Origin of the sequence: Candidatus Photobacterium acropomis, from assembly GCF_030685555.1 — a bacterium.
GTDB lineage: Bacteria > Pseudomonadota > Gammaproteobacteria > Enterobacterales > Vibrionaceae > Photobacterium > Photobacterium lucens.
Window position 1 is genome coordinate 676,793 of sequence record NZ_CP131608.1, and the last position, 15,167, is coordinate 691,959.

Annotated in this window: 1 protein-coding gene; it reads left to right on the plus strand. The window is 41.1% G+C overall.

The annotated features are described in order from the left end of the window. Positions 1–208 precede the first annotated feature (208 nt). On the plus strand, positions 209–15,142 hold the full coding sequence (locus Q7657_RS03105) for a retention module-containing protein (RefSeq protein ID WP_258178245.1): 14,934 nt from the start codon (positions 209–211) through the stop codon (positions 15,140–15,142). Positions 15,143–15,167 lie beyond the last annotated feature (25 nt).

The following is a 15,167-nucleotide window of genomic DNA, read 5'->3' on the forward strand; positions in this document are numbered from 1 at the left end:
AAATTATTGACGTAAAGTTTTTTTTAGAGCGAAAAATTTGCTCAAGTAGAATAAATTGCTGTTTAAGTATAAAAATAAGACTAAATATCAATAAAATGGCGTTTTTTTATACTGTTTTTCTTAAAAAATATTTGAATTGGCAAACTGAATAAATGAATAGGAAGGTTGAAAGTACGTTATGAAAGCTGATGGAAAGACTCAGGACGGAATGAAACTAGTATCTGGTGATGGATTTTTAATCAAAGCTGGAAAAGATGTTCAGCCTGTAATTGACGAATTTATGCTTCAGCCTGATGAAATTTTGGTTGCTAATGGGGATGCAAAGTTCATCTTTGTAAAAGATGGCGTTGAACAGGTGGTTAATCAACCATGCCCAACTTGTACTGTTGTCACACCAGAAGGTATTCAATCTGTTGATTTAGATGAAAAGATCGCATTTAACTATGAAGGCATGGGTAATGCGTCTTTTGACTCTAATAATATTGATGCAATTCAATCTGCCATTTTGTTGGGTCAAGACCCGACATTGTTGTTTGAACCAACGGCAGCTGGTAATGAATCTGCAGGTAATGTAGGTATCAATGGCTCGTCTTCAGCTGCGAGTTTTGTATCGATTAATTATGATAACGACTCAATGCTTGCTGAGGCGGGATTTGATACAGCTTACGATCCAAATCAAGCACGTAATGAGCTTGATCCTCTTGTTATTGTTCAACCAGATGGTGGTGAATCTGCATCTTTAGTGGTTACTGAAGGTGATCTTGGCGATAAAACATATCCAGTGAGCTCTTCAACATCTGTTTTAGTTGAAGCGTCCACGTTACCTCTTGATCCTCAATCTTTTGTTTTTGACCCGTTCACCGTCAACGCATTATTGACTGAATTAAGCCACGATATTACCTCTGGTGGTCAAGCGGTTACTTTCATTTATGACACTCAAGCTAATGCCATTATTGGTACGCTTGATGGCAAGCAAGTGATGTCTATTGCACTTGAAGCAACGTCAATCAATGGTCGTGATGTGACAGTTACTGTGACAACAACCATCAATCAGCCTATCGATCATACGGGCAATAACACCGATGGTTATGTAGTACACAATGGCGATCAAATTAATATCGATGTGGCTATTCAAGCGCAAGATAGCAGCGGTAATTCACTAGAAAAACCAGTTAATGTTGATATTGGTGTGATTGATGGCGCTAACCCTGAATTCGGTACAGATAAAGGTACATACATTGATGAAGCTACTGAAACGGGTAAAACCATCAGTGGTGATGTGCCATTAGATCTGGGATCTGATGCTATTGCTTCTATTCGTTTTAATGGTGAGCAAGCTGGGCTATCAAGCATCACAAGTGATGGTAAACCCACGAGCTTTTCTATTAATAGCGAAGGTAATGAATTAACCATTTTAAATAGTGACAACGAACCTGTAATGGTTGTGACTATGGCTAAGGATGGTAGTTACACTGTGACCCTAACGGGTGTTATTGATCAAGACACTAATGATCTAACAACCATTAATTTAGATGTAACTGCCACTGATAAAGATGGTGATACTGCAAATGGTCAAGTTAACATCTTTGTAAAAGATGGTGCTGATGCCGCTGGCGGTGAAGTCGTTTCAGTGACATTAACTGAAGGCGATCGTGATGTTGATGGTAGCGGCACAAGCACAGGTGGCGCTGATACCACGTACCCTGTTGTCAAAACGGGTGAGTTAACCCTAGTTGCAGGTGAAGATCGCTTAGATCCGAATACCGTTGCGATTGACGCAAGCCAGCAAGCTGCACTTATTAAAGAGCTAAACACAGAGTTAACTTCTGGTGGTCAACCATTAACATTCACGATTGATGCTAATGGTAATCTTATCGGTACGATAGTAGGTACTGATACTGTTGCGGTACGTGTTGAATTAACGCCAAAGCAAGATGGCCAAAACGTTAACGTTGAAATTAAAATCATCCAAGAATTACCACTTGATCATAACGCATCTGGTAACAGCGATGGTTTTGTTACCGTTAACGGTAATGACATTTCAATTAAAGTACCCGTGCAAGCGCAAGATGTTGAAGGCGATGCACTAGATAACGCTGCTAATATTGATATTACGATTGTTGACGGTGCGAATCCTGAGTTTGGTACTGACAAAGGCGTAGTGATCAATGAAAGCACTGATGCAGATAAAATCATTAATGGTCAGATCCCTCTAGATGTAGGCTCTGATGATATTGCACATATCCACTTTAATGCTGAACAGGCAGGGCTTGCAGATATTACCAGTAACGGTGAGAAAACCACGTTCACTATTGATGGTAACGTTCTAACTGTACTTGATTCAAACTCAAACCCTGTGATGGTAGTGACTATCGCAAATGACGGTACTTACACAGTTAAAGTAACTGGTCCTGTTGATCAGAAAAGTGAAGATCTTGCCAATATTAAGCTTGATGTGACAGCCACCGATAAAGACGGTGATACGGCGCAAGGCGAGCTAAATATCACGATCAAAGACGGTACTGATGCTGCAGGCGGTGAGAATGTACATATTACCCTAACTGAAGGTGATCGTGATGTTGATGGTAGCGGTACTAGCACGGGTGGTGATGATACGACTTATCCTGTTGTTAAAACCGGTGAGTTAACATTAGTTGCGGGTGAAGATCGTTTAGATCCAACTACCGTGACTATTGACGCAAGTAAGCAAGCAGACCTAATTAAAGAGCTAAACACCGAACTGACTTCTGGCGGCAAAGCGTTGGTCTTTACTGTTGATGCTAATGGTAATTTGATTGGTACTATTGAAGGTACAAATACGGTTGCGGTACGTGTTGAATTAACACCAAAGCAAGACGGTCAAAACGTTAGCGTTGAAATCAGAATCATCCAAGAGCTGCCTCTGGATCACAAAGATTTAGGTAATGGCACCTATGTTTCAGTTAATGGCGATGATATTTCTATCAAGGTGCCAGTTCAGGCGCAAGATACTGATGGAGATCCGTTAAAGCATTCTGCAACAGTAGATATTACGATTGTTGATGGTGCTAACCCTGAATTTGGTAAAGACCAAGGCATTACCATTGATGAGTCGAAAGACTTAAACAAGGTAATGAACGGTCAAATCCCACTTGATGTGGGCTCTGATGATATTCAGTCAATTCACTTTAATGCTGAACAAACAGACCTTGCCAATATCACCAGTAACGGTGAGAAAACCACATTCACTGTAGAAGGTAACGTACTAACTGTACTTGATTCACACTCAAATCCTGTGATGGTAGTGACTATCGCTAATGATGGTACTTACACAGTAAAAGTAACAGGTCCTATTGATCAAAACAGTGAAGATCTTGCCAATATTAAGCTTGATGTAACCGCAACGGATAAAGATGGTGACGCGGCTCAAGGTGAGCTGAACATCAATATTCTTGATGGTAAAGATGCTGCAGGTGGTGAGAATGTACACATTACCCTAACCGAAGGTGATCGTGATGTTGATGGTAGCGGCACAAGTACGGGCGGTGATGATACGACTTATCCTGTTGTTAAGACCGGTGAGTTAACCCTAGTTGCAGGGGAAGATAGCTTAGATCCAAATAGCGTTGAGATTGATGCAAGTAAGCAAGCAGATCTAATTAAAGAGTTAAGCACAGAGTTAACTTCTGGCGGTAAAGCGCTGGTCTTTACTGTTGATGCTAATGGCAATTTGATCGGTACCATTGAAGGTACGAATACCGTTGCGGTACGTGTTGAATTAACACCGAAACAAGATGGTCAAAACGTTAACGTTGAAATCAAAATCATCCAAGAATTACCGCTTGATCATAATGTATCTGGTAACAGCGACGGTTTTGTTACGGTTAACGGCAATGACATCTCAATTAAAGTGCCTGTACAGGCGAAAGATACCGATGGTGATCCATTAGATAACGCAGCAACAGTTGATATCACAATTGTTGACGGTGCGAACCCTGAGTTTGGTACTGATAAAGGTGTCGTGATCAATGAAAGCACTGATGCAGATAAAATCATTAATGGTCAAATCCCGCTTGACGTGGGCTCTGATGATATCGCACATATCCACTTTAATGCTGAGCAATCAGACCTTGCTAATATCACCAGCAATGGTGAGAAAACCACATTTACTGTTGATGGTAACGTTCTAACTGTACTGGATTCTCACTCAAACCCAGTGATGGTGGTGACTATCGCGAATGACGGTACTTACACAGTTAAAGTAACAGGTCCTGTTGATCAAAATAGTGCAGATATTGCCAATATTAAGCTTGATGTTATCGCTACCGATAAAGACGGTGATACCGCTCAAGGTAAGTTGGACATTACCATTAAAGACGGTACTAATGCAGCTGGTGGTGAGAATGTACATATCACCCTAACCGAAGGTGACCGTGATGTTGATGGTAGTGGCACAAGTACAGGTGGTGATGATACGACTTATCCTGTTATTAAAACTGGTGAGTTAACTCTAGTTGCAGGTGAAGATCGCTTAGATCCAACAACTGTTACTATTGATGCATCTCAACAAGCTGAGCTTATTAAAGAGTTAAACGCAGAGTTAACCTCTGGCGGTAAAGCGCTAGTCTTTACTGTTGATGCTAATGGCAACTTGATTGGTACTATTGAAGGTACGAATACGGTTGCTGTACGTGTCGAATTAACACCAAAGCAAGACGGTCAAAACGTTAACGTTGAAATCAAAATCATCCAAGAACTTCCACTGGATCACAATGGTTCAGTCAATGGCACTTATGTTTCGGTTAATGGCGATGATATCTCTATCAAGGTGCCAGTTCAGGCGCAAGATACTGATGGTGATCCGTTAAAGCATTCTGCAACTGTAGATATTACGATTGTTGACGGTGCTAACCCTGAATTTGGTAAAGACGAAGGCATTACCATTGATGAGTCGAAAGACGTAAACAAGGTAATGAATGGTCATATTCCATTAGATGTGGGTTCTGATGATATTCAGTCAATTCATTTTAATGCTGAGCAAACAGACCTTGCCAATATCACCAGTAACGGTGAGAAAACCACGTTTACTGTGGAAGGTAACGTCTTAACCGTACTTGATTCACACTCAAATCCTGTGATGGTAGTGACTATCGCTAACGACGGCACTTACACGGTAAAAGTGACAGGTCCTGTTGATCAAAATAGTGAAGATCTTGCCAATATTAAGCTTGATGTAACTGCAACCGATAAAGACGGTGACACCGCGAAAGGTGAGCTAAATATCACGATTAAAGACGGTAATGACGCTGCTGGTGGTGAGAAGGTAACGATCACTCTAACTGAAGGCGACCGTGATGTTGATGGTAGTGGCACAAGTACTGGTGGTGCAGATACGACTTATCCAGTAGAAAAAACAGGTGAGTTAACTCTTGTTGCTGGTGAAGATCGCCTGGTTGCGAGCTCTGTAGCTATTGATGCAAGTAAGCAAGCAGATTTAATCAAAGAGTTAAATACTGAACTGACGTCGGGCGGTCAAGCGCTAGTCTTTACTGTTGATGCTAATGGTAACTTGATTGGTACGATTGCAGGGACTGATACGGTTGCAGTACGTGTTGAATTAACATCAAAGCAAGACGGTCAAAACGTTAACGTTGAAATCAAAATCACCCAAGAATTACCGCTTGATCATAAAGACTCGGGCAATGGCAAAGGTTTTGTAACGGTTAACGGTAACGACATTTCAATTAATGTACCTGTTCAAGCACAAGATACTGATGGCGACTCATTAGAAAAGCCTGCGATTGTTGATATTACCATTGTTGATGGTGCTAACCCTGAATTTGGTAAAGATTCTGGTACTACGATTACGGAAACCGAAACAGGCGCAACTGCAAGTGGTAAGATCCCGTTAAATGTGGGCTCTGATGATATTGCGCACATTGATTTTGCGAAGTCTCAGCCGTCACTTGAAGGTATTGTTTCTAATAACCAAGCAACCCGTTATGTGGTTGATGGTAATGAAATTAAAGTTGTTATCGATGGTGGTGCGAATGATGGCGCACCGGTCATGACGATTGAAATTAATATCGATGGCAGTTACACGGTTCATCAATATCTGCCAATAGAGCAAGACAACAGCAAAGGCGATACCGTTGATATTAATCTGGCAGTTACTGCAACCGACAAAGATGGTGATGTAAGTAACACAGGCGAATTAGAAATTCATATTAAAGATGGCTTAAACCCAACTGGTGAAGGTGTTGTCGCAAACATCACCATTACAGAAGGCGATCTTGAAGATCCAAAAGCAGGTAAGGGTTACCCAGTTTCTGCGGATACGCACTTTACTGTTAATGCAACTGATGATGCATTAGTGGCGAACAGCTTAAAGATTGCTGATAGCGCACAAGCTGACTTAGTGAAAGAGCTCAATGGCTTAACGTCAAATGGTGAAGTACTGAATTTCACGGTACATACTGATGCTAATGGTGTGATCACGATTACAGGTGTGACAGCGAGTGGTCAGGAAGCGGTGAGTATTACCATGACGCCATCTTCATTAGCGAATGGTGATGTTACGGTTGATTTGGCTATTAAGCAGTCTCTACCACTTGATCACCTCAATGCTGATGGAAAGTACATTGATGTTACAGACGGTAAGATCACGATTAATGTACCTGTTCAAATGCAAGATGCTGATGGCGACTCATTACAGAAACCTGTCGATGTGAATATCACTATCGAAGATGGTCAAAATCCTTCATTCGGTCATGATTCAACAGCGACTGTTGAAGAAGGTGCATCTGGTCATGGCACGGCATCTGGCACTATCGATATTGATACTGGTAGTGACCAAGTTGCGAAAGTGTACTTTACGGATCAGCAATCATCGTTAGACGGTTTAACCAGTAATGGCCATGTGACAACGTATTCATTGAGTCCAGATGGTTCAACAATCACCGTTGTATTAAAAGACAATCCATCTCAAGTTGTCATGGAAATCAAGATTGATGTGAATGGTCATTATGTTGTTGAGCAGCAGCAACCTATTGATCAGGTTGACGATACAGCGAAAGATAATGAAGTTATTAAGCTAGATGTGGTTGCTCAAGACTATGACGGTGATAAGAGTAAGCCAGGTCAGATCACGATCAATATTCATGATGGTGAAAACGCAAAAGGTGGTGAAACTGGCTCTATTGTTATCACTGAAGGCGACTTACAGCCAACAGCAGGTGAGCAAGGCTATCCAGTTTCTGGTGATGTCACCATTGCCGTTAAAGCTGGTGCCGATCGTTTAGATCCTAATACAGTATCGATTGATGATAAGCATCTTACTGATTTAATAAACGAGTTACAGTCAGAGCTAACCGCATCGGGTGAAAAAATTCACTTTGAATATCAAGATGGTCAACTAGTGGGCATCTCGGAATATGGTGAAAAAGTATTAACGGTAACTGTTTCTGCTGAGCAGGCTGCTGACGGTCATGACGTTGATGTAAAAGTTTCTATTACTCAGTATGTGCCTTTAGATCATAGTGGAACTAACAACGATGGTTTTGTTTCCGTTGATGGCGGCAAGATCGTGATTGATGTGCCTATACAAGTTAAAGATACCGATGGTGATTACTTAGGTAACGAAGATAAACCTGATAATTATGTAAATGCGCAAATCACTATTAATGATGGTGCTGCACCTGTCATTATTTCTGCACCAGCACTGAGTGTTGATGAAGATGCATTGGCGAATGGTTCGCATACTTCACATGGTGGCGTGTCTGCTTTAGGTGATATTCAGGTCGATCAAGGTAGTGACTATGTTGCTGACTTTAAAGTTGATGTTAACGCGTTTAATGAGCAAAACAGCATTAAATCTGAAGGGCATGATGTTGTTCTGAAAGAGGTAGGGCCTGGGACATATCAAGGTACGGCAAACGGTCAAGTTGTGTTTACGTATACCTTGCTACCAAATGGTCGCTATATTTTCGATCTGAAAGGAACCATTGATCACCCAACTCAAGGTGAAGATGAGTTTAAGATTGAGTTCCCTGTTTACGCCGTTGATAAAGACGGTGATATCAGCGGTGCAGTTAATATTGATGTATTAATTAAAGATGATATTCCATCTGTACATGACGTAACGCTTAATACGGTTGAACACAGCACAACGACACTTGAAAACGTGATAGTCAATGTTGGTGCTGATGGCGCACAAGTTACTGCCCTGATTGTTGATGGTCAGCATATTGATCTATCAACACTGCGTGAGTCTGGCGGTTACCGTATCTATGAAGTCACAGAAAATGGTCAAAAGTTAGGTGATCTGATGATCAAACCTAATGGTGAGACTTACTTTGCTGCTAACGATAATTTGGATCATAACCAAGAAGAGATCATCAAGAAGATTGGCTTTGAGGTGACCGATGGTGACGGTGATAAGGCACAAGGTACGATCACGCTTGAAGTGTCGGATAAAGATGCAACCTTAAGCTTGCAAAACAGCACAGGTCAGGAAGAAGACGGTCGTCACTCTACCGATCCTAACGATAACGTTGATGTAAATCGTGATGGTATTGCCATCAACATGAGTATTAACGTTGGTGATAACGATCGTGGTGAACACATTGGTACTGTAACGATTCATCCACAGGGTGAAGCACACGGTGTCTTTATGTTTAACGGTCAACCTTTAGCTGTAAATAGCGATGGTTCAATTACGATCCCTGCAAGTGCATTTAAAGCAGACGCTAGTGGTGAGAATTATACCCTGCAAGGCATAACCTTTGTTCCTGCAGAAGATTTCTCGACCTCTGCTAACGGCATTAAGTTTGATGTTAGCGCACAAGTTAATACCACGGATGGCGGTAATCACCCTGTAATGAATGGTGAATTCTCGATTAATGTTCAAGGTATTGCTGATACGCCAACATGGAATTCAAGCTCTGTTGATCACTATGTTGTCGACGAAGATGGCTCAAATGTTCAGTTAAGTGTGGTTGCTGATCTGCAAGATACTGACGGCTCAGAAGCACTGTTCTACTACATTACGGTACCAAAAGAGTACCAAGATAAATGTACGCTAGAAATTGACGGTAAAACGTTAGTTGAAACATCACCGGGTTCAGGTATCTACAAGGTAGATGCTGAGCAAATGAAGTCTGTTGAGGTTAATCCTGCAGATAACTTCAGTGGTGATATTAAGCTTTCCATTACCGCTGAAAGTAAAGAGCTAGATAACTTTGTAAATGGTCATCAGACAGCTGAATCGACAGCGAAAGAAATTGTTATCAATGTGAATCCTCAAGCCGATGATGGCACGTTAAAAGTGACACGTGTTGAATCGAAAGAAGATGAGCGTATTGATCTATCTACTCATATTAACTTTGTGTCGTTAGATGATAATACCGATAACTCTGAGCATTTATTCCTACAAATATCAGCACTTCCTGAAGGTGCAGTATTGTACTTAAATAATCACATCCTGACGCCAAATGCCGATGGTATGTATGAAATTAGATATGAAGATCTAAACGGTTTATCACTTCAGCCGCCATTAGATAGCAACGTTGATTTTAGTATCTCAGTTAAAGGCGTGATCCGAGATGTCGCAACCATTACTGATGCTAATGGTAATGTGACAACGGAAACTAGCGAGAAAGTGGTTGGCCCACAATCTATTGATATTGCACTAACCGGTGTGGTTGATGCGCCAGTGATTGAATCTGATAGTGCAGATTGGAAACCATTAGAAGATGGCAAAATCGGACTTGAAACAACCATTAAAGAAGATGGTAGCGCTAAGTTTGATTTTAAAGTGGTGTCAGGCGAGCACACTGTTGATGGTAAAACTGACGGTTCTGAAACCTTAAGTATTGTGGTCTCTGGTATTCCAGAAGGAGCAAAACTGTACGATCAGAACGGTAATCTTCAAACCTTGGTTTACGCTGGTGAAGATGAACATGGTCAACCTATTTATCAGGTAAACCTAACAACGTTGAACGATGTAAAAATCGTGCCGCCAGAAAATAGCTTAGAAGATATCACGCTTGATCTTCGTGTCGTAGTGACTGAAAACGACGGTGCGAGTAAGGCGTTTGATGGCGAATTGGTTATTCATGTTACGCCTGTAATTGATGCGACTGACTACGATACGGTTTCTAAAGGTTTTGAAGATCAACCGATTCAAATTGATTGGTTACCACCTGAGTTTACTGATCCGAAAGAACACATTACCGCAGTAGCGCTAAATGGTTTACCGCAAGGTTATCAGTTGTTCTTAGGTGATACGTTATTAGTTGCCGATGCTTCAGGAAAAATCACCTTTACGGATAGCCAATTACAACAGCTATTGAATGGCACTAAGTTAACCCTGCATGCGCCAGATGACTCAGATAAAGATATCACCTTAACTTCAACAGTAACGGTATCTGAAACGGATGTTGATGGCGATAAAGAGACCGTCACGAAAGATATTACAGGTACTTTAACTGTTGATATTCAAGCTGTTGTGGAAAGTGATGGTCATTTAGTTGTTCGCCATGATGGTAATACTGTTACCAATATTAGTTGTGACAGTGATGGTGTTATTGATCTCTCTAATGGTACTGATTCAGACGGCAAAATTACGTGGGTGAATGACGATAAATCCAGCTCTGAAGTGATTCAGCAAGTGGTACTTGAGCCAATTCCGACAGGCTTTGTGATTGTTGGTGGTATTAACAATGGTGATGGTAGCTGGACAATTCCTCAGTCGCAATTAGGCAACTTGCAGATCAAAGCCCCAGAAGGCTTTAAAGATACGTTAGTGCTGCAAATTAGTGCGGTTGTACAAGATTTAAGTGACGATGGTGATCCAAGTGCATTAGTGGTTAAGAAAGACACTATTACGCTTGATTTTAGTAAGAATACTGAAAGTCACGATGAAAAAGCGGCAGACATCGTCATTGAAGATCACGTTGTAACGGGTACAGAAGATCACACCGTTGATTTAGGTAAACAAATCACTGATCACATTATTAAAGTGAGTACAGATGGTGGTCATCAATCGCATGATGAATTGACTATTGTTATTGATGCAAGTGATCTACCTAAAGGTGCTTCGATCTCAGGCTCTGACTATAACCACCAAACTGGTGAATATGTATTGAAAGTGCCTGTTTCTGACACTGGTGAAGTGGATTTATCTAGCATTCACATTAATTTGCCAAAAGATTTCGCAGGTGACTTTAAGTTAGATGTGAAGTTTGTAACGACTGATATTGAAAGTGGTGATTATAAAACACAAACAACCACCCTTGATGTTCAAATTGCACCTGAAGTTGATGGTCCTAAATCGGTTGAAATTAAGGTTGTTGAAACTGATGGTTTAAATGGTGATAAGCAGCCGATCTCGTCATCTGATGATAAAACAGAGCAAGTTTACAAAGATGTTGCTTATGAAGATGGCGATATCAAGCTCGATCTATCTGTTGCACTAAAAGATGTCAGCACAGAACTAACTGATGGTAAAGAAAGCGTTGAGTCTGTGACATTAACGCTTAAAGACAGCACTGACGGTGTGTTTATTGATGCAAATGGCAATGTACTAGGTTCATCTATCATCATTGATGCTAGCCAGATGGGGAATATTCATTTCCGTCCAGCACCTGATTTTAGTGGCAAGGTTGATATTGATGTTAAAACCACAGTTGTCGATATCACTGTTTATGATGAAACTGCTGGTGGCAAAGAAGTATCAGCATCAAAGACATTTGATAACACAGTGAGCTTTGAGGTTGTTGCGGTTAATGACGATATCAAATGGCATGGCACTGATAAGCCAGTTATTGGTAATGAAGATACAGCAATTTCATTGAGTGGTATTGGTGGTTCATTACAAGATAGTGATGGTTCAGAGCACATTGTTTCAATCAAATTAGAAAACGTGCCTGATGGCTTTATCGTTCAAGGTGCGGTGAACAATGGCAATGGCGTATGGACGATTACGGCATCAGGTGAAACGTTCGATTTAAGTAACGTGAAGGTTGAGCCGCCAAAAGATTTCAGCGGTAAAGTTGATATTGGTATTGTGGTGTATTCAAAAGAAGATACTTTAGATATACCAGCAGCAAACCGTGAAACTATCACGATTGATGTTCAGCCTGTTGCTGACAAAGTAGATACTGATGTTAATCCGAATGCGTCTGGTGATGAAAATGGTTCAATCACATTAGATCTAGGTATTAAAGCTTACGATGATGAAAATACAGTTAAGCATCCTGACTCCAATGTGCATGAAAATGGTGCTGAATCGCTACAAATCACCATTACTAATGTGCCTGATTCAAGCTCATTTACCTTACCAGATGGCGTAAAAGGTAGCTGTGAGAAACAAGCAGATGGCTCATGGATCATTAAAGTTGATGGTTCTGAACTTGATAAATTGATCTTCCACCCAGGTGATGCGAATAACCAAACCGTTATTGACGGTAAGGTTTGGACGGGTGATTTAGATTTTGATATTCGTGCAGTGGATAATGGTGTTGTTGGTACAGATAGCGTCGCGGTGGATAAAACAATCCACGTTGATGTGACACCTGATAACGATGCGCCTGTGAACCATATGCCAAGGGATCCGCTAACGGTTGAAGAAGACACAACATTAGTGATCAAAAATCTGCAAGTGACTGATGTAGATAGTAATGATCATGATGCTGTAATGAACATGACAGTGACGCTAAGTGTTCAACATGGTCAATTGAGCATTGCTGATGGTGTTGATACAACAGGTCTAGTGATCAAAGGTAATGGTGATGGCACATTAACCATTGAAGGTGATATTACTAAGATCAATCAGCTACTGGATGAAGGCATCAATTACGTTGGTGATAAAGACTTTAACGGCACTGATAGCTTAACCATGACAACCAATGATAACGGTAATTCTGGTGCAGGTGGTGCATTAACAGATACCGATAGCGTTGATATTACCGTTACACCCGTTAACGATGCACCAGTGAATACAGTACCTGATGCATTTACTGTTGATGAAGACAGTAGCCATGTGATCAGTGGTCTTAAGATCAGTGATGTGGACGCGAAAGAAAATGGTGCATCTGGTGATATGACAGTGACGTTAGCTGTTGGTCATGGCCAATTAGCGATTATCGCGACTGATACACAAGGCTTGAATATTACTGATAACGGTGACGGTAAGTTAGTTATCAGCGGTGATATTAATAAGATCAACGCATTACTGGCTGATGGTATCAAATATACAGGTGATGAGAATTACGCTGGTAAAGATCAGCTAACCATGACCACAAGTGATAACGGTAACGCTGGTGCTGGTGGTGTACTAACCGATACCGATACAGTTGATATTACGGTTACGCCTGTTAACGATGCGCCTGTTAACCATGTGCCAACGAGTATTACGGCAGATGAAGATATCGCAACGGTGATCACAGGGTTGCAGGTATCTGATGCAGACTTTAATGAGTTACCGAATAATACGGGTATGTCTGTGCAGCTAAGCGTAGCTCATGGCTCGTTAATTATTACATTACCAGAAAACAGCTCAGTGAAAGTGGTAGATAATGGTACGGGTAATGTCACTCTTGAAGGCTCGATGGATGACATTAATGCGGTACTTAACAGTAATGTTAGCTACGTTAGTGATGAAAACTACAGTGGTAAAGATGAGTTAATTATTACTACTAATGATGGTGGTAATACAGGATCAGGCGGTAATCAGTCTGCTACCAATAAAGTTGAGATTAATGTGGTGCCGAAAGCGGATGCGCCATCGTTAAGTATTAACCCAGAGCATTTACAAACTGCTGCGATCAGAAGCTCTATGGGGACGATGTTGCCACTGATTGGGCTGATTGCTGCGGCATCGGCAGATGCATCTGAAACTTTAACCGTTAAGTTAACGAATTTAGGCTCAGGTCAGGTTGTTGATAAAGATGGCAATGTGATTGGTAAAGATCTTGGTAATGGTAACTGGGAAGTACCAGCTGACAAGGTTGATGGCTTGTACATCAAAGATCTTGATCAAGGTACGCACTCAATTAATGTTGTTGCTGTTTCGACTGAATCTGATGGTTCTTATGCAGAATCAGACCCTGTAAACATCAATGTAGTGGTTGATGATCTATCACAAACAAATAATGTGATAGGCAATAACTCAAATGTTGATGGAGATAATCTGATCATCGACAGTACAGCTGCAGCAACATTGTATGGTGGTGCCGGCGATGATGTATTAGTGGGTGGCTTAGGCTCAGATATTCTTGTCGGTGGTGCAGGTGACGACATCCTATGGGGTGGTGAGTTAGGCGGTCATGGTGATGGGGTGAAAGATACCTTCCTATGGACTGCTAGCGACTTTGGCACTGCTGATGCACCAGCAACAGATAAGATCATGGACTTTGAAGTTGGCATAGATACCATCAGCCTAGGTGATGCGTTAGACACCAAAGATATCCACTCATTAGCGGATTTGAATAATCGCCTAAACATCACAGAGCAAGATGGTAGCACCTTAATCCAGATATCTAATGATCAAGATAAGGTGGTTCAGAATATCATTCTTGATGGCGTAACTAACCATGATTTATTTGGTAGCACGTCTAGTGAGATGACTGCAACGGATAAGCTAACGACGTTATTGAATAACGGTAGCCTTGAGCTTAGTAAGAACTTTGGTAATGAAGAGAGCAATGACTTAATTGCAGATAACCAAGGTGAATCATTGTTTGGCTTTGATGGTGACGATACGTTAGTTGCAGGTCAAGGTAGTGATATCTTAACTGGTGGTGCTGGTGATGATCTGTTTACATGGCATGAAACATCATTGTCATCAGATAAGCCAAATGCCGATACCATTGCTGATTTTGAGCTAGGAAAAGATAAGATCGATATCCGTGAGTTGTTATCAAATGAAGGTGATGACAGCCAATCTGATATGGATAATTTACTGAAGCATGTTAGCGCAGGTGTTGATGATAAAGGTAATGTTGAACTGGATATCACAACAGATGATGGTAAACAGCAAAACATTGTTTTAGATAACATTAACCCTGTTCAGGATCTTGGTTTAATGGATGGTGCATCGTCTGTTGATATTGTGAATTCACTGTTCGATCACAATGCATTTAAGCTAGATAACACGCACTAGTTAGCAATATAAAGGAAAAAAGCAG

What these genes read in the sequence shown, in the direction of transcription:
- Q7657_RS03105 (WP_258178245.1), top strand. Translation starts at nt 209, where the DNA reads ATGAAACTAGTATCTGGTGATGGATTTTTAATCAAAGCTGGAAAAGAT.